This window comes from Duganella sp. AC237 (genome assembly GCF_979254035.1).
This window is the reverse complement of record NZ_CEEDEW010000003.1, coordinates 2,975,575-2,993,535: the sequence shown is the minus strand read 5'-3', so window position 1 is coordinate 2,993,535 and position 17,961 is coordinate 2,975,575. Positions and strand designations below refer to the sequence as shown.

Below are 17,961 nucleotides of genomic sequence, written 5' to 3'. Positions count from 1 at the left end.
CACGAGTGGAACCGGTACCACCGCAGGACGCAGGGATGCGGCAGGCCATGCTGTGGCGGCCCGGATAACTACGTCACTACGCTACGCGGCGATTGCCGTCTTAGAGCCGCTGTTCGCTGGCTCCGTCAAACAGGGAAAGTCGTTTGGTGCGGATCGAGAAGCTGATGTCCTTGTCGCTGTCGATCGTCTGCTGGTCCTGCACGATGCCGGCGATCTGGGTGCCATGGAAGTCCAGCCACAACACGCGGTGCGCGCCCATCGCCTCCACCAGCGACACCGTGGCGCTGACCACGGAGTCTGCGCCGTCGCTGTTGCCGACATCGATGTCCTCCGGCCGCACGCCCAGCACGCATTCGCGCGTGCCGATCGGCGGCTGGCCGAACGGATAGTCCGTCACGTCGACGGCCAGGTGCTCGTTGCGGAACAGGGTACGGCCGCCATGCTGCTCCAACCGGCCCCGGAACAGATTCATGCCGGGCGACCCGAGGAAGGTGGCGACGAACAGGTTGGCCGGCGCGTTGTAGATATTGGCGGGCGTGTCGAACTGCTGCACCACCCCGCCCTTCATCACCGCCATGCGCTGCGCCAGGGTCATTGCCTCGACCTGGTCGTGGGTCACGTAGATCATCGTCGCGCCCAGCTGCTTGTGCAGCTGTTTGAGCTCGCGCCGCAGCTCGGTGCGCAGCTTGGCGTCCAGATTGGACAAGGGCTCGTCGAACAGCATCACATCGGCCTCGCGCACGATGGCGCGGCCGATGGCCACGCGCTGCCGCTGTCCGCCGGACAGGTTGGCCGGCTTGCGTTTGAGCAGAGGCCCGAGCTGCAGCATGTCGGAGGCGCGCGAGACGCGCCGCGCGATTTCCGCCTTGGGCGTGCCGCTGATGCGCAGGCCGAACGACATATTGTTCTCGACGTTCATGGTCGGGTACAGCGCGTAGGACTGGAACACCAGCGCGATGCCGCGATCCTTTGGATCGGCCCACGTCATATCCTTGCCGCCGATTTCGATCTGGCCCGAGGTGGTATCGATCAGGCCCGCGATGCTGTGCAACAGCGTCGACTTGCCGCAGCCCGAAGGCCCGAGCAGCACCACGAACTCGCCGGCCTTGACGTCGAGGTTGAGCGACTCAATGACCTTGGTGCCGCCCAGTTCAATTTGCAGATTGCGTATCGCTACATTAGACATGATGATCCCTGACCTTTAACCTTTGACCGCGCCGGAGGCGATGCCGCGCACAAACCAGCGGCCCGAAATAAAGTACAGCGCCAGCGGCACGACCGAAGTCAGTATCGTCGCCGCCATGTTGACGTTGTACAGCCGCTCGCCGGTGGTGGTGTTGATGATGTTATTCAGCTGGACCGTCATCGGCAAATGCTCGGAACCGGCAAACACCAGTCCAAGCAGGAAATCGTTCCAGATGCCGGTGACCTGCATGATGACGGCCACCACGATCACCGGCGTCGACATCGGCAGCATCAGTTGCAGGAAGATGCGCCAGAAACCGCCGCCGTCGATGCGCGCCGCCTTGAACAGCTCCATCGGCAACGCCGCATAGTAGTTACGGAACAGCAGCGTCATGACCGGCATGCCGAATATTGTGTGGATCAAGACGATGCCGGGCAAGGAGCTGAACAGATCGACCGCCGCCAGCACCCGCACCAGCGGATACACCATCACCTGGACCGGGATGAAGGCGCCCATCATCAGGATCGCGAACAGCACCCCGGCTCCGCGCGGACGCCAGAACGACAGCGCGTAGCCGTTCACCGCGCCGATCGCGATCGACAGGATGGTGCTCGGCACGACGATGGCGACCGAATTCCAGAAGCCGCCGCGTATGCCCTCGCACTCCAAACCGGTGCAGGCGGACTGCCAGGCCTGCACCCACGGTTCCAGCGTGAGCTTGACCGGCAGCGCGAACAGCGTGCCGAGTCGTATCTCCTCCATCGGCTTGACCGAGGTCACCAGCATCACGTATAGCGGCAGCAGGAAGAACAGCGCCGCCACGATCAAGAAAGCGTAGACTCCGGCGCGCGCCGGAGTCCAGGCCAGCGACCTGCGCCTGCCTGCCGGCGGTTTTGCGGTGGCGATACCGCTGTCATTGGCGGCGGCGCGGGACGCTTCGGCCACCGCGATGACGGCTTTCTCCTGTTTCACGACATATCCCATCACATCCCCTTGTCGGCGCGGCGGGTGCGCACGTAATACAGCGGCGCGACAATGGCCAGCACGGTGGCGAGCAGCACGATCGATGCGGCGGAGGCCAGCCCGATATTGGCGCGGCCGAACAGATAATCCATGATGAACTTGGCCGGCACCTCGCTGGCCGTGCCGGGACCGCCCTGCGTCATCGCGACGACCGAGTCGAACACCTTCACCACCATCACGAACAGCAGCACGAACGCGGTCGACACCGACGGCCCGAGCATCGGCAGCACGATGCTCAAGTACACGCGCCAGCGCGGAATGCCGTCGATGCGCGCCGCCTTCCACAATTCCTCGTCGATGCCGCGCAGGCCGGAAAGCATCAGCGCCATCACCAGGCCGGACGCCTGCCACACGGTGGCGATGACGATGGTGTAGATCGCCATGTCCTGGTCGACGATCCAGTCGAACTTCGCCTCGGTGAACCCCAGCTTGCGCAGCACCTCCTGGATGCCCAGTTCGGGGTTGAGTATCCACTGCCAGATCAGGCCCGTCGCCACGAACGACATCGCGTACGGGTACAGGAAAATGGTGCGCAGCGCGCCCTCGGCCATCACCTTCTGGTCGATGAACACCGCCAGCAGGAAGCCGATGATCAGGCAGGCGGCGATGAACAGCAAGCCGTAGACGGCGACGTTTTGCAGCGACAGCAGCCAGCGCTCGTTGTTAAACAGACGGATGTACTGCGAGGCGCCGACGAAATCGCTGTTGGGGAAGGTGCGCGAGCTGCTGACCGATACGCGGGCCGTCCACAGCATCGTGCCCAGATAGGCCAGCAACACGGTCAATGCCATCGGGATCAGCGCGATGTAGGCGGCGACCGAGACGCTTTGACGTTTTTTCACAAGGGCGGCGGTCATGGCCTATTCATCCTTCAGCGCGCGGGCGAAGGCTTTTTGGGCGTCGTCGGCCGACTGGTTCTTGTTCCAGTAATTGGTCAGCACATCCTGCAGCGCGCCGGTGGTGTCCGGCGTGGCCAGCATTTCGGAATTGGGCAGCTGGCGGCTCTTGTCGCGGATGATCGCCAGGCCCTGGCGCGCGCAGATGTCGAGCGTCGATTCATCGACGTCGCCACGGATCGGAATCGCGCCCTTGCGCGAGTTGAAGGCCACCTGTGCGGCCGGCGAAGTCACGACCGTGGCGAGCAGCTTTTGCGCCTTGATGGCGGCGGCGTTGCTGGTCTTGGGGAAGACGAAGGCGTCGCCGGCGACGATGTACGGCGCCTTGGGGCCGAAGCCGGGAAAGCAGCCGAAGTCCTTGCCCGCGACCTGTTTGGCCGACGAGAACTCGCCCTTGGCCCAGTCGCCCATGATCTGCACGCCGGCCTTGCCGCTGACGACCATGGCGGTGGCGTCGTTCCAGTTGCGCCCCGGCGAGCCGGCATCGACGAAGGCCTTCAGCTTTTTGAAGTCGACCAGCACCTGCCTGAAAGCCGGCGACATCACCGCCTTCTGGTCGCGGTCGCGGTACACCTTAAGATACAGGTCGGCGCCGCCGACCATTGCGAAGATGGCGTCGAAGGTGATTTTCTCCTGCCATACCTGGCCGCCGAAGGCCAGCGGCACCAGGCCGGCCGCCTTCAGCTTGGCCAGCTGTGCGAGGAACTCGTCCCAGGTTTGCGGCTCGGCGGTGATGCCGGCCTTTTTATAGGCGGCCTTGGAGTAGAAGAACCAGGCCGGCATATGGATATCCACCGGCGCGGCATAGAAATGGCCGTTGATCTTGATGGCGTCGAGGATGGACGCCGGCATGACCTGGTCCCACTTGCCGGCGATGGCGACATCGTCGACGTTGTTGAGCAGCCCCTGCTCGACGAAATCGCGGAACTGCCTGGAGGTGTTGAACTGCGCGGCCGTCGGCGCGTTGCCGCCGACGATGCGGTTGATGGTGGTGGCGCGCGACTGCTCGGCGCCGGCGACCGCCAGGTCGACCCACTGGCCCCCGGCCTTATTGTAGGCGTCGGCGAACTGCTTGACGGCCTGCGATTCGCCACCCGAGGTCCACCAATGGATCACGGTCGCCTTGAGCGGCGCGGCTGCCGGTGCGGCCGCCGGTGCGCCCTGCGCGAACGCGCCGCATCCTGCCAGGGCAAGCGCGGTGGCGCCGGCCATTTTTATCGCCTTCTTCATTCTGTCTCCTGTGGGTGTCGTGCGCCCATTTTTATTGGATGGCTGAGAGCTACGCGGTGGTTGCCGCCCTTTGCGCCAGGAATTGCGCCACCAGCTTCGCGCTGCGCTTCAGCGTGCGTTGCTGGGTGGCGTAATCCACGTGGATGATACCGAATCGGCGCTCATAACCGAAGGCCCATTCAAAATTGTCCATCAACGACCAGATAAAATAACCACGGATGTCGACGCCCGCCTTCGCCGCGTGGTCGACCGCCGCCAGATGGCGGTTCAGGAACGAGATGCGGGCGCGGTCATCGACTTCGCCGTCCACCACTTTATCGTCCGAGGCCATGCCGTTCTCGGTGATGTAAATCGGCGGCAGGTTCGGATAGTCGCGGTGGAAGCCGACCAGCAGGTGGCGCAGACCGTCCGGGTGCACCTCCCAACCCATCTGCGTACGCTCCACGCCTTCCAGGTCCACTTCCTTGTAACCGTTTTTGCCGTCGCTGACGACGTTGGTGCGGAAGTAGTAGTTAATACCCAGGAAATCGAGCGGCGCGCCGATGATGTCCATGTCGCCGTCCAACGTCATGGGCTGGGCGCCAGGCCACAGCTCCCACAGCGCCGACGGATAGGATTTCTTCAACAGCGGATCGAGGATCCAGTTGTTATGCTGAAGTTCGAACAGCCAGGCCGCGCGCTGGTCGGCGGCGCTGTCGCCGGTGGTCGTGCCGCGGCCGACGTTGGCGACGATGCCCACCTGCGCGGCCGGATCGTTGGCCCGCAAGTGCGCCACCGCCAGGCCGTGGCCGAGCAGCAGATGGTGCATCGCCTGCGTGGCGAACACCACGTCGGTCTTGCCGGGCGCGTGGTGGCCGGTGCCGTAGCCGTGCATCGCCGAGCACCATGGCTCGTTGAGCGTGGCCCAGGCGTCCACCAGGCCGGCCAGTTCGCGGCTGATCATGTCGGCGTATTCGGCGAAGCCGTAGGCGGTGTCGCGGTCGACCCAGCCGCCCTTGTCCTCCAGATGCTGCGGCAAGTCCCAGTGGTACAGCGTTACGTAGGTTTTCAGGCCTTTGGCGCGCAGCGCCGTCAGCAGGTCGCGGTAGAAGGCGATGCCTTTCCGGTTCGGCTGGCCCTCTTGTGTCATCACGCGCGGCCAGGAGATCGACAGGCGGTAGGCGTCCACGTTCAGGTTGGCGAGCAGCTCGACGTCCGATTGCCAGCGGTGGTAGTGGTCGCAGGCGACGTCGCCAGTGTCGCCGGCCAGGGTCTTGCCGGGTGTGGCCGAGAAGGTGTCCCAGATCGACGGGATGCGCCCGTCTTCGGCGATCGCGCCTTCGATCTGGTAGGCGGCGGTAGCCGCGCCCAGTAGGAAATCGGGACGCCAGAGGACCGAGTCGGCCGGTGGCGAAAAACTTTCTTCCAGTACGACGGATGCATCCAGGACCACAGCGACTCCCTTGTTTTCGTTATGAGTGGAAGCGCTTCCACAAGATGTTGTCGATAGTACTACCGATGAAATTCGGGTGTCAACGGGAATCTGGGATTTTTGTAGCTTTGCTACAGAGCTGCGATCTTGACAACGCCACGTTTCCCACCGAGCGGCGGGAAACGTCGTAAGGCAATTACTTCTTGTCCGTCGGCGGAACGCCCGGAACGCCTGGCACGAAGGGGAACGTGCCAAAGATATTCTTACTCTGATTCTGCATCTGCTCCTGCATCTGCACAAACAAGCTCTTGCTCTGGTCGATGTAGTTGTTCATCATGCCCTGCATCATCGGGCCCTGGACGTTCATGAACTGGGTCCACATCTCCGGGCTGAAGGGCTTGCCTTCGAGGCCGCCGACCGTGGTGCCGGTGAATTTGCGCTGGATGTCGGTGAACGCCTGGACGTTCTTCTCCAGATAGGAACCCATCATGCCCTGCATGGCGTGGCCGTAGAAGCGGATGATCTGCGCCAGCACGTCGCTGGAGAACATCGGCGCGCCACTCGCCTCTTCTTCCAGAATAATCTGCAGCAGGATGCTGCGGCTCAAGTCCTCGTTGCTCTTGGCATCGACGACCGTGAATTCCTCGTTGTCCAGCACCAGCTGCTTGACGTCCGTCAGCGTGATGTACGAACTGGTCTGCGTATCGTACAGACGGCGATTCGGGTACTTCTTGATCAAGCGTTCAGCATTTTTTTTCGCACTACTCATCACAAGTCCGTTTATTGCGCCGCAGCGCGTCCTCTAACAATTCGAAAAAAAAGCGAACGTCGGTCCGCTTTCCCACTAAGCTACCACACCTATTATAGAGGGGAAAAAGCATATCCTGCACGAACTGATATAACTTTTGGCTTTTATTGCAACGCAACTAATTTTATAAGCTGGAAAGCAAGCCCCTTCCCCTCCGGTGCGTCAACCCTTGGCCTTGACGTAGCGTCCCGGCGCCGCCTCAATGGCTTGATAAGTAGCGTTGCCCGGCTTGGCCTTGGGCTTGACGTCCTTGCCGCCGTGCTCTGCGAGGAAGGCGGCCCATTCCGGCCACCAGCTGCCCTTCGTCTCGGTCGCGCCCGCCATCCACGCCTCTGGATCGTGCGGTTTGGCGACCGCGCGGCCGACCGGCTTGTCGTTGATCCAGTAGCTGCGCTTGTTTTTGGCCGGCGAATTGATCACGCCGGCGATGTGGCCCGAGGCGCCCAGCACAAAGCGGTTGGCCTTGGGCTTGCCCGGGTTGAGCAGGTTCATCGACTCGAACGCCGACGTCCACGGCACGATATGGTCCTCGCGCGAACCGTAGACGAACACGGGCGCGTCGATCACGGACAGGTCGACCGTGGCGCTACCCACCTTCAGCCTGCCGGGCTCGCGCAGGCGGTTCTCCAGGTACATATTGCGCAGGTAATAGCAGAACATCGGGCCTGGCAGATTGGTGCTGTCGGAGTTCCAGTACAGCAGGTCGAACGGCGGCGGCTCGTTGCCCTTCAAATAGTTCGACTGCACATAATTCCACACCAGGTCGTTCGGACGCAGGCTCGAGAAGGTGCTGGCCAGGTCGCGCCCCAGCATCAGGCCGCCCTCCTTGATCTGCTGCTCGCGCATCGACACCTGGGTCTCGTCGATGAAGACGTCGAGCACGCCGGTGTCGCTGAAGTCCAGCAGCGACGTCAACAAGGTCAGGCTGGCGGCCGGATTGTCGCCGCGCGCGGCCAGCACCGACAGCGCCGTCGACACCAGCGTGCCGCCGATGCAGAAACCGAAGAGATTCAGCTTATCCTGCCCGCTGACCTCGCGCGTCACGCGGATCGCTTCGAGCACGCCTTTTTCGATGTAATCGTCCCAGGTGGTGGATTCGAGCGACTTGTCGGCGTTGACCCAGGAAATCATGAACACGGTGTTGCCCTGCTCGACCGCGTAACGCACCAGCGAGTTTTCCGGCTGCAGGTCGAGGATGTAGAACTTGTTGATGCACGGCGGCACCATGAGCAGCGGCCGTTGGTGCACGGTCGCCGAGGCGGGCGTGTACTGGATCAGCTGGAACAGCGGGTTCTCGTAGATCACCGTGCCCGGCGTCATCGCCAGGTTGCGGCCGACCTCGAAGGCCGATTCGTCGGATAGCGAAATATGGCCCTTGTTCATGTCGGCCAGCATGTTGGCAAGGCCCTTGGTCAGGCTCTCGCCCTTGGTCTCGATCAGCATTTCCTGCGCTTCCGGATTGGTGGCAAGGAAATTGGCCGGCGACATGGCGTCGACGATCTGCTGCACGGCGAAACGGATCTTCTGCTTTTGATGGCGGTTGGTCTCGACGGTATCGACCATGGCGGTCAGGAATTTGGCGTTGAGCAGGTATGATGCCGCATTAAACGACGACATCGGATTGCCCTGCCAGGCGGGCGAACTGAAACGGCGGTCTTGCAACGCCGGGGTTTTGCCGGACAAAAAATCTTGCCACAACACACCGAAGTCATGCAGATATTGGTTCTTCAGCTGTTCCATCGCCTGGGGTTGCACGGTGGCGCCGGCGTCCTGCATGATGGCGGCCAGCGGGTTGGCGTCGGGGGCGGGGAGCTTGCTGAACCAGGATTCCCACTGCGATGGGTCGCTCATCTGCGACATCCAGGCGTTGGCAATGGCTTGAGGATCGGGCACATTCATGGTTGGTTCCCTAAAAATAGTTTAAATATCTTTACCTGGACTGCTCTATGCTGAACTCGTTATGCTGATCGTTGCGATTGCTTGGATTTACGTCGTGGGACTGATGGCGCTCACCGAGCCCACCGTCGTTGCGGGAATTGTAACGTTTTTGTTCTACTGCGTGCTTCCGCTGGGCACATTGATGTATATCGCCGGCACCGGCCAGCGCAAGGCGCGCCGCCGCGCCGAAGAACAGGCTGCCAGGGACGCGCGCGCCGCCAGCGAGGCGGACGCCAGGGGCGAAGACTAAGGCCGCGCCGCGTCGCTTCATTTGAGCCAGATCAAAGAGGCCTGACGGCCCGTGACGCCATCGCGCCGATAGGAATAGAACCGGCCCGAATTGGAGACGGTGCAGTACTCGCCGCCATGCACCTGCATGACGCCGGCCCGGTGCAGCAGGTAGCGCGCCAGCGCGTAGAGGTCGCCCAGATACTTGCCCGGCTTGCCCTCGATGGGAGAAAACGCCGCCGTCACATGGCGCACGCCGGAGTCGTCCAGCGCGCCGTTGAGGAAGGCCTGCATCACGTCCGGACCGACCTCGAACTGGTAGGCGCCGATTGCCGGCCCCATCCACGCCATCATTTCGCCGGCGCCGGCCGCGCGCATCGACTCGACCGTATTTTCCAGCACGCCGGAGGCCAGGCCGCGCCAGCCGCCATGGGCGGCGCCGACCACCTTGCCCTCGGCGTCGCACAGCAGCACCGGCAGACAATCGGCCGTCATGATGGCGCACACCTTGCCGGGCACGTTGCTGACGCTGGCGTCGGCCTCAGGCACCTGCTGCGGCGCCAGCGTGGCCAGATCGACCACGGCGGTGCCGTGCACCTGCGTCAGCCAGGCCGGATCGGACGGCAGCATCGCGCGCAGGATTTCCCGGTTGCGCGCGACGTTGTGCGGCTGGTCGCCGACATGGGTGCCCAGGTTCATGCCGCCCTGCCCCATGCCGTCGTCATATGGCGGCGGGCTGACGCCGCCACGGCGGGTGGTCGACAAGGTGCCGACGTTGGCGGGCAGGCCCGGCCATTTCGGCATCAACCATTGCTGATGGATTGCGTTCAAATTTGTTCCGGTTCCTCAATGCCGGCCTTGGCGATCAGCTCGGCGAAATCCTCGGCAAGCGGCACCAGCCACTCGCACTGCTCGCCCGTGGCCGGGTGCACCAGGCCCAGGCGCCGGGCCTGCAAGGCCTGACGCGGGAAGACACTGGCCAGATGCTGCTTGCCATACATCACATCGCCGACCAGCGAAAAACCGATCGACATCATGTGGACGCGGATCTGGTGCGTGCGGCCCGTCTCCAGGCGGCACTGCATCAGACTGACGGGGCGACGGTCCAGATCGCCGCTGGCCAGCAACGCGTAGTGCGTAATGGCCGGCTTGGCGGAGAAGTTGTTCGAGACCGCCATCTTGATGCGGTCCTTCGGGTGGCGTCCCATCGATGCGTCAATAGTACCGCTAACGCGCGGCGTGCCCCACACCAAAGCGAAATACTCGCGCTTGACGGTGCGCGCGGCCAGCTGGCGCACCAGATCGGTCTGCGCCGGCAGCGTCTTGCCCACCACCATCAGGCCGCTGGTGTCCTTGTCGAGGCGGTGGACGATGCCGGCGCGCGGCACGCCGGCCAGTTGCGGGCAATGGTGCAGCAGGCCGTTGAGCAAGGTGCCGGACCAGTTGCCGGCGCCCGGATGGACCACCAGGCCGGCCGGTTTGTTGATGACGATCAGGTGCTCATCTTCATAAACGATGTTAAGTTCCATCGCTTCCGGTTTAAAAGCCTCGTCTTCCGGCGCCGGTTGGGGCAGAATGACGATCTTCTCGTCGCCGTAGACCGTGTCCTTGTTGCTTTTGGCTACTTTGCCGTCGACCGTGACGAAGCCGTCGTCGATCCACATTTGCAGGCGGCCGCGCGAAAACTGCGGCACCAGCCTGGAAATGACTTTGTCCAGGCGCTGGCCGCACGCTTCCGGGGTCAGTTCCAGTTCGATCGGAGCCAGGCCGTCATCGTCGTCGCCGTAGTCGCCATCCTGGACTTCGAGCTCTGCGGGCAGGTCGGCGTCGGATTCTTGATCGGAGGAGGATTCGGCCAAATTCGGCTTTGGAGTTAATATCACGGCATTCCCATCGGCTATAATCAGCCTATTGTAAAACTTTGGTTAAACAGCTTCTTGCAAAACATATGCAAAAAAAATTATCGGTAGTCGCAGCAACGTTGGTTCTGCTTAGTTTGTCCGCTTGCGGCATTTTCTCGGATAAAGTTGACGAGACAAAAGGTTGGACAGCTTCGAAATTATACTCGGAGGCGACTGAAGAACTGGAAGGTGCCCACTACGAGCGCGCGATTCAGCTGTACGAGCGCCTGGAATCGAGCTATCCGTTCGGTACCTACGCCCAACAGGCGCAGATGCAGATCGCCTACGCCTACTACAAGGCGCAGGACCAGGCGCAGGCGCTGGCGGCCGTGGAGCGCTTCATCAAGCTGCACCCGAACCACAACAATGTCGACTACATGTACTACCTGCGCGGGCTGATCAACTTCAACGACCAGATCGGCTTCCTGAACTTCATCTACGCCCAGGATACGACCGAGCGCGACCCGAAGGCGACGCGCGAAGCCTACGCGGCGTTCAAGCAGCTGGTGGATAAGTTCCCGAACAGCAAGTATACCCCGGACGCGCTGGACCGCATGCGCTATCTGACCAACGCCATGGCGTCGTACGAGGTGCACGTGGCGCGCTACTATTACCGTCGCGGCGCCTACCTGGCCGCGGCCAACCGCGCCATGGGCATCATGAGCGACTACCGCGACTCGCCGGCGATCGAAGAGGCGCTGTTCATCATGATCCGCAGCTACGACAAGCTGGGCATGACGGAGTTGCGCGACGATACGATGCGCGTGTTCAAGCTGAACTACCCGACCAGCACCTTCCTCGACGAAGGCAAAAAGGCCGAACGTCACTGGTGGAAACTCTGGAATTAACAAAAAACCGGGACGCGATCCCGGTTTTTTGTTGGCGCCCGACCCCTTTACACTTTTTTACGCGGCGACCTTGCGGCGGAAAATCCAGGTGCCGTCGGTCGAATCCTTCTTGTCGAACGCATAACCGTCGACATCGAACTTCTTCAGCTTCTGCGGATCGGTGATGCCTTTGACGGCGGCGTAGCGCGCCATCAGCCCGCGCGCCCGCTTGGCGTAGAAGGAAATGATTTTATACTTGCCGTTTTTCCAGTCCTCGAACTGCGGCGTGATCACCGGCACGTCGAGCAGTTTTGGCTTGACCGATTTGAAGTATTCCTCGGACGCCAGGTTGACCAGGCTCTCGGCGCCCTGCTCCCCGGCGGTCTGGTTGAGCGCCTTGGTGATGGTGTCGCCCCAAAAGTCGTACAGGTTCTTGCCGCGCGGGTTGCTCAGGCGCGTGCCCATCTCGAGCCGGTGCGGATGGATCAGGTCGAGCGGACGCAACATGCCGTACAGCCCGGACAGGATGCGGATATGCGATTGCGCGTAGTCCAGCTGCTTGGGCGTCAGGGTGCGCGCCTCCAGCCCGCCGTAGACGTCGCCGTTGAAGGCCATGACGGCCTGGCGGCCCTCGGCGGTGTCTTGCGTCCACGATGCGTAGCGGGCAACGTTGAGCGCCGACAGGTTGTCGGACAGATCCATCAGCTCGCCGATCTGCACCGGCGAAAATTCGCGCAGGCGCTCGATCAGTTGCGCCGAGTGGTCGAGGAAAGCGGGTTGGGAGTGCAGCTTGGTGGTCGGGGGCGTCTCCAGGTCGAGACTTTTGGCGGGCGAAAGCACTATCAGCATAAGATTTAAACTCAATTTCAAATAAACATACTTCCGACATGATACCTGTTCCACCAAATTCCGCACCGGCCCGCATCGTCATCGACACCAACGTCTGCCTCGACCTGTTCGTGTTCAAAGATCCGCGCTGGGCCGACCTGCTGGCCGCGCTCGAAAGCGGCGCGGTCGAGGCCGTCACCCGCGCCGATTGCCGCGACGAATACAACATCGTGCTGCACTATGCCCACCTGCCGCTCGACGAGGCCAGCCGGCCGCTGGCGGCGGCCCGCTTCGACGCGCTGATCAAGGTGGTCGCACCGGCCGAGTCCGGCATTCGCCTGCCCGTCTGCACCGACAAGGACGATCAAAAGTTCCTGGAAGTGGCGCGCGACGCCGGCGCCGAGGTGCTCATCACCAAGGACAAGGCGCTGCTCAAACTGGCGCGCCGGCTGGCCAAGGCCGGCATGTTCAAGGTCGTGGTGCCGGAGGCGTGGCGGCTGGAACGATAGATTTTTTACGCAACACCAAAGCGCGCTCGCTGAGCTAGAATAGGTCATCCGTTCACTCACCAGCCGCCATGAATAGCCGCAACGATCTCCATACCGACATTCCGTTGACGCCGACATTGACCAGCCGCCTGCCGGCCGTCGGCACCACAGTTTTCACGCGCATGTCGACCCTGGCCGCGCAGTCCGGCGCCGTCAACCTGGGCCAGGGCTTCCCCGATTTTTCGTGCGAGCGCAGCCTGCTGCAGGCCGTCAACGACGCGATGCTGGCCGATTTCAACCAGTATCCGATGATGAGCGGCGCGCCGGCGTTGCGCAACGCCATCGCTGCCAAGATAGCGGCCCTGTACGGCCACGCATACGACGTCGACACCGACATCACCGTCACCGCCGGCGCCACGCAGGCGCTGACCACGGCCATCCTGTGCAGCGTGCATCCGGGCGACGAGGTGATCGTCATTGAGCCGGTGTACGACAGCTACGTGCCGGCGATCAATCTTGCCGGCGGCGTGGCCGTGGGCGTGCAAATGGAAATGGCCACGACCGGCTACACGGTGCCGTGGGCCAAGGTGGCCGCCGCCGTCAGCGGCAAGACACGGATGATCGTCATCAACACGCCGCACAACCCGACCGGCAGCGTGCTGCGCGGCGCCGACATGCACGCGCTGGCCGACATCGTGCGCGGCACCAATATCCTGATCCTGTCGGACGAAGTCTACGAACACATGGTCTACGACGGCCAGCGCCACGAATCCGTGTGCCGCCACCCCGAGCTGGCCGCGCGCGCCTTCGTCGTCTCCAGCTTCGGCAAGACCTACCACGTCACCGGCTGGAAGCTGGGCTACGTGGCGGCGCCGCCGGGCCTGACGGCCGAGTTCCGCAAGGTCCACCAGTACAACGTCTTCAGCGTCAACACGCCGATGCAGCATGGCGTGGCCAGCTACATGGCCGATCCGGCGCCCTACCTGACCTTGCCGGCGTTCTACCAGCGCAAGCGCGACCTGTTCCGCGACGGCCTGGCCGGCACCCGCTTCGAGCTGCTGCCGGCCGACGGCACCTATTTCCAGTGCGTGCGCTACGACAAGATCTCGACCCAGACCGAGGCCGAGTTCGCCGAGTGGCTGACCACCGAGATCAAGGTCGCGGCGATACCGGTGTCGGCGTTTTACCAGCAAGGCAAGGAGTCCGGCATCGTGCGCTTCTGCTTCGCCAAAAAAGACGAGACCTTGGCGCTCGCGCTGGAGCGGCTGGCCAAAGTATAAAATCGGGGACCTTCATCATGGCCGATACCAAACACCTGGACCTGCCGGGCGTCGCCTCGGCGGCGCTGGCGCCCCACCCGGCGCCGCCGTCGGTGCTGCACCAGCTCAACGTGTCGAACCGGCGGCTGGAACGGCTGCTGCAAAACCTGCGCAACGAACACGACGCTGAAAGCGAGCTGCGCGACATCGCCCGCGAGGTGGTGCGCGCGGTCGATCTGAATCCCGACATCGCCCTCGCCTGCATTTTCCTGTGCCAGATCGCCGGCAGCTACGCGGTGCGCCATTGCATCGAGACGGCGGTGGTGATTGTCGTCATGTCGCGCAGCCTCGGCAAGACCGACGCCGACACCGAAACCCTCACGGCCGCCGCATTGACGATGAACGTCGGCATGCTGCGCGACCACGAGAGCTTCCAGAACAAGCACAGCCTGAGCAAGGAAGAGATGGCCATCGTGCGGCGCCATCCGTCGGACAGCGCCGACCTGCTCAAGTGCGCCGGTATCGAGGACGAGGAATGGATTTCGTGCGTGCTGCTGCACCACGAAAACGATGAAGGCAGCGGCTATCCGGCCGGCGTCGCCAGTCCGCAGGTGACGTTCAACGCCAAGCTGCTCAGTCTGGCCGACCGCTATTGCGCGCAAGTGTCGGCGCGCAACTACCGGCGTTCGGTGTTGCCCGACCAGGCGCTGCGCAACCTGATGGACGACAAGGGCTCGCCGGTCGATCCGGCGCTGGCCCTGCACTTCCAGCGCGAGCTGGGCGACTTCCCGCCCGGCTGCCTGGTGCGGCTGGCCACCGGCGAAGTCGGCGTCGTCAGCCACCGGCTGGCCGGCGGCGCCGCGCTGCACATCCACTGCCTGCGCGACGCCACCGGCCAGCCGCTGCCGCCTGCCGAGCAACGCCTGGCCGCCGGCGACCGCCACGCGATCGCCGAGGCGCTCAGCGAAGACCAGGCAGCGATCCGCTTCAGCATGAAGCAGATCTGGGGCCCGCAGGCCAGCCTGTAACGGCCAACGTAAAACAGGCCGGCCCGAAAAGGTGCCGGCCTGAAACGCTCACTTCACGAAACCTGCGATGCGCTACATCACGCGCGCGCGGCGGCCGACTTGCGGCGGCGCGCCACGATCACCAGTCCGCTCAGACCGATCATCATCATCATCCAGCTCGACTCTTCGGGAACGGCCGAGACGGCGGCGCCGGAACCGACCACGTAGTTGAAGGCGAACGCGCCCGGCTGGAAGTACGAGTAGGTCGACGACACCCGCACGTCCTGCGCGCCGCCGCCGAACAGGCCGAGGTCGAGCACTTTGTCGTTAAAGAACAGCATGGCGTCGTCGGCCGACGTGAACAGCCGCGAGAACAGGCCGACGCCGTTGTTGGTGATCGACAGCTCGAGCGTGTCGAAGCCGCCTGCAAACGAGGCCGACACGAAACCGAGCAGCAGGTGCTGGCCGGCGACGCCATCGAATGCGAACTGGCCGCTGGCTGTCAGCAGCGCCGGCGCCGGCATCCACGGATCCAGAACCAGCGCTGCCGTGTCGGAACTGAACGCCTGCATGCCGACCCCGGCCACCGAGGTCATGGCCGCCGTCACCACCGGCCCGAGTCCGGCGATGTCGCCGACCGCGTCCGGACCGGCGCTCACGTTCGATACCACCACCTGCCCGGCGCCACCGTGGCCGGCCAGCCGGAAGCCGTCGGCGTCATAATAGTTGGCGCCAAACGCGTTGCTGGTCACGCTGAACTGGGCGCTGGCCCGCCAGTCGCCGAGCACCGGACCGGCGCCGCCGCTGACCCGCACCGCGCCCCGCGCGCCGACGCCGCTGGCCGACGCCATCGCCTGGGCGTCGCCGCCCCAGGCGATGGCGCGGGCGCTGCCGCGGCCGCCGCGCGCGAGGTTGACCGCCGTGGCCGACGCGTTCGCCGCGCCGTAGGCGTTCCACGGATCGACCCGGGTGCCGCCGCTGGCGCGCGCCTCGGCCGAGACGTTGACCGCGCCGCTGCCGGACTGGCCGAAGGCGGTGGCGCTGGCGGCGGCGCTGCTGAGCGGGATGCCGAGGATGAAGCCGGTCTCGCCGGCGCGCGCGATGGCGCTGATCGCCACCGCGTGGTTGCCGCTGGTGACGCCGCGCGCGCTGCTGGCGACCACGCCGGCCGACGGCGGGGAACCGTACCAGCCCCACAGCGCGTCGCCCGAGCGCGCCTGGCTGACGCCGTCGATGTCGCCCGAGGCGGTGATGTCGAGCGTGGCGCTGGTCGGCGCGCTACCGCTCGAATCATCGCTCGACGTGTCGACCCGCGCCTTGACGCTGGCCGTGCCTGCCGCCCCCGGACCGACGCCCGATTCAACCACCACAGCGGCGTCGGCGTAGCCGCGCGCGACGGCGGCCACATCGACGCCCTGCGCACCGCTGGTGCGCGCGGTCAGGCGGCTGGTCGCGCCGCCGCCTTGGGCCGTGGCGGCGCCCTGCGCACCGGCGCCGACCAGCACCACGACGGCCTCGGCCGAGCCGATAGTCGGCAGATAGTAATTGCTCTGGGCGCCGGTCTGGCCGCCGGTGGCCGACGCGTTGCCGCGCGCCATCCCCTGCGCGGAGATCGTCAAGGAGGCAGTCGCGTCGCCACCGTTGCCGCCGAATACGGAGGACCCGGCGCTGCCGCCGTAGGCCGCAACGCTGCCGCGCACGTCGGCCAGTCCGGTCAGCACGGCGACCGCGTCGGCCATGCCGCCCCTGCCGCCGCTGACGTAAATGCTGCCGCTGCCGCCGAACGCCTCGACCGTGCCGTCGACGGCGGCGCCGGCCGCGCTCGATGTCAGGTCCAGCAAGGCCGAGCCGGCGCCGCCGGCATAGCTGAAGTTCAATGCCTGGGCACCATCGCCGCCGACCGCCGACACGCGCGCGGTCAGGCTGGCGGCGGTGGCGTCGCTCAAGGTGAGCGCCGAGCGGGCGCTGGCGCTGCGCACGCCATCGGGCGGCACCGGGTTATAAGGATCGTCCACGCCGCTGGCGCCGGCACGGCCGGCGACGGCGCGCTGGACCAATGTCAGGTCGCCTCGCGTGCGCCCCGATACCGCGTTGACCTGCTCGACGTCGGCCGCGACGCCAGCGCTGCCCTGTAGCACGCTGGGCATTTCGGCGGCGTCGCCGCCGCGCGCTTCGGCCGTGACGCCGACCTTGCCGGTGTCCGATTGCCCGTAGGCGGTGGCGCTGGCGCCGCCGCCGGCGCCGGACCAGCCCCGCGCGCCGCCGAAGCCGCCGCCGGCGCCGCCGATGGCCAGTGCCGTGACGCTCACCGAGGCGGCGCCGCCGACGATCGCCGAGGCCGAACTGGTGGCGGCGCCACCGTGGCCGCCGACGCCGGACGCGCCGTAGATCGGGTTGAACGGCCCAAAGACATCGCCATTGTCGACCATTTCCGCCTGCCCGCCGGGCGCGCCGCCCATGCCGCCCCGGCCGCCGTACACCAGCGTCGCCACCACCGTGTCGAGCGCGGCCGACGTGCTGGTGGCGATGGCGCCGCTGGCCGATCCGCCCGAGGCGCCGGCGCCGCCGTCGCCGGCGAAGACAGTCTCGGAACGCGCGCCGCCGGCGCCACCGGCGCCACCGGCGCCGCCGTACAGCGTCAACGTCAGCGCCGCCTGTGCCTGTCCGAGGGTGGCCGACAACGGGCCGCCGGCGCCGCCGGCGCCGCCGTGCTGCCCGGGCGCCGCGCCGATCAGGCCGGACGCGCCGTCCACGCCGGTGTAGATGACATCGGCCGCGTAGGCTTGGCTGACGGCAAGCGCCAGCAACAACGGGATCAGTTTTTTCTTCAGGTGCAACGGCAGCGTAGTTGTCATGGGGGAGGGATCCGATAATTGATTGTTGGAAATTTCAATTATATTATCACGATTAGCATATTTATAATGCTAAAAA

16 protein-coding genes are annotated in these 17,961 nt (G+C 64.7%); 5 read left to right on the top strand and 11 right to left on the bottom strand.

Features of this window, described 5'->3' with window-relative positions:
- Positions 1–100: 100 nt before the first annotated feature.
- The 7 genes from AC0IYS_RS13640 to phaC all read right to left on the bottom strand — a co-directional run bounded on the left by AC0IYS_RS13640 (position 101) and on the right by phaC (position 8,453).
- Entirely contained in the window at positions 101–1,186 is a 1,086-nt protein-coding gene (locus AC0IYS_RS13640; RefSeq protein ID WP_471705658.1) for an ABC transporter ATP-binding protein, read from the bottom strand.
- A gap of 15 nt (positions 1,187–1,201) precedes the next feature.
- Positions 1,202–2,092: a carbohydrate ABC transporter permease gene (locus tag AC0IYS_RS13635; RefSeq protein ID WP_471708858.1), complete on the bottom strand. Its 891-nt coding sequence runs from the start codon at positions 2,090–2,092 to the stop codon at positions 1,202–1,204.
- 77 nt (positions 2,093–2,169) lie between these two features.
- Positions 2,170–3,066 (bottom strand): carbohydrate ABC transporter permease, encoded by an 897-nt coding sequence (locus AC0IYS_RS13630; protein ID WP_471705657.1) that lies wholly within the window; start codon positions 3,064–3,066, stop codon positions 2,170–2,172.
- Between the two features lie 3 nt (positions 3,067–3,069).
- The gene (locus AC0IYS_RS13625; protein WP_471705656.1) at positions 3,070–4,335 is read right to left on the bottom strand and encodes an ABC transporter substrate-binding protein; all 1,266 of its coding nucleotides are present in this window, start codon (positions 4,333–4,335) and stop codon (positions 3,070–3,072) included.
- Positions 4,336–4,384: 49 nt separating this feature from the next.
- Positions 4,385–5,767: a GH1 family beta-glucosidase gene (locus tag AC0IYS_RS13620; protein ID WP_471705655.1), complete on the bottom strand. Its 1,383-nt coding sequence runs from the start codon at positions 5,765–5,767 to the stop codon at positions 4,385–4,387.
- Positions 5,768–5,942: 175 nt separating this feature from the next.
- The gene (gene phaR / locus AC0IYS_RS13615; RefSeq protein WP_471705654.1) at positions 5,943–6,515 is read right to left on the bottom strand and encodes a polyhydroxyalkanoate synthesis repressor PhaR; all 573 of its coding nucleotides are present in this window, start codon (positions 6,513–6,515) and stop codon (positions 5,943–5,945) included.
- Positions 6,516–6,716: 201 nt separating this feature from the next.
- Positions 6,717–8,453: a class I poly(R)-hydroxyalkanoic acid synthase gene (gene phaC, locus AC0IYS_RS13610; protein ID WP_471705653.1), complete on the bottom strand. Its 1,737-nt coding sequence runs from the start codon at positions 8,451–8,453 to the stop codon at positions 6,717–6,719.
- A 61-nt stretch (positions 8,454–8,514) separates the two neighbouring features.
- On the opposite strand from phaC, the gene AC0IYS_RS13605 reads away from it, so the two are divergent.
- Complete coding sequence (locus AC0IYS_RS13605) at positions 8,515–8,742, top strand: hypothetical protein (RefSeq protein WP_471705652.1); 228 nt, start codon at positions 8,515–8,517, stop codon at positions 8,740–8,742.
- Between the two features lie 17 nt (positions 8,743–8,759).
- On the opposite strand, the gene pgeF is transcribed toward AC0IYS_RS13605, so the two are convergent.
- Together pgeF and AC0IYS_RS13595 are read right to left on the bottom strand one after the other, a co-directional pair.
- Positions 8,760–9,524 (bottom strand): peptidoglycan editing factor PgeF, encoded by a 765-nt coding sequence (gene pgeF, locus AC0IYS_RS13600; RefSeq protein WP_471708857.1) that lies wholly within the window; start codon positions 9,522–9,524, stop codon positions 8,760–8,762.
- 23 nt (positions 9,525–9,547) lie between these two features.
- A complete protein-coding gene (locus AC0IYS_RS13595) occupies positions 9,548–10,579 on the bottom strand; it encodes an RluA family pseudouridine synthase (protein WP_471705651.1) in 1,032 nt (343 codons plus the stop codon).
- Between the two features lie 89 nt (positions 10,580–10,668).
- On the opposite strand from AC0IYS_RS13595, the gene AC0IYS_RS13590 reads away from it, so the two are divergent.
- Positions 10,669–11,469 (top strand): outer membrane protein assembly factor BamD, encoded by an 801-nt coding sequence (locus tag AC0IYS_RS13590; protein WP_471705650.1) that lies wholly within the window; start codon positions 10,669–10,671, stop codon positions 11,467–11,469.
- Between the two features lie 57 nt (positions 11,470–11,526).
- Here the strand turns inward: AC0IYS_RS13590 and yaaA are convergent, their stop codons facing one another.
- Positions 11,527–12,297, bottom strand: a complete 771-nt coding sequence (gene yaaA, locus AC0IYS_RS13585; protein ID WP_471705649.1) for a peroxide stress protein YaaA — start codon at positions 12,295–12,297, stop codon at positions 11,527–11,529.
- 38 nt (positions 12,298–12,335) lie between these two features.
- On the opposite strand from yaaA, the gene AC0IYS_RS13580 reads away from it, so the two are divergent.
- From AC0IYS_RS13580 to AC0IYS_RS13570, 3 genes are all read left to right on the top strand, one after another.
- Complete coding sequence (locus AC0IYS_RS13580) at positions 12,336–12,785, top strand: putative toxin-antitoxin system toxin component, PIN family (protein ID WP_471705648.1); 450 nt, start codon at positions 12,336–12,338, stop codon at positions 12,783–12,785.
- A 68-nt stretch (positions 12,786–12,853) separates the two neighbouring features.
- Entirely contained in the window at positions 12,854–14,044 is a 1,191-nt protein-coding gene (locus AC0IYS_RS13575; protein ID WP_471705647.1) for a pyridoxal phosphate-dependent aminotransferase, read from the top strand.
- A 17-nt stretch (positions 14,045–14,061) separates the two neighbouring features.
- A complete protein-coding gene (locus AC0IYS_RS13570) occupies positions 14,062–15,051 on the top strand; it encodes an HD-GYP domain-containing protein (protein ID WP_471705646.1) in 990 nt (329 codons plus the stop codon).
- A gap of 77 nt (positions 15,052–15,128) precedes the next feature.
- On the opposite strand, the gene AC0IYS_RS13565 is transcribed toward AC0IYS_RS13570, so the two are convergent.
- On the bottom strand, positions 15,129–17,885 hold the full coding sequence (locus tag AC0IYS_RS13565; RefSeq protein ID WP_471705645.1) for a hypothetical protein: 2,757 nt from the start codon (positions 17,883–17,885) through the stop codon (positions 15,129–15,131).
- Between the last annotated feature and the right edge of the window lie 76 nt (positions 17,886–17,961).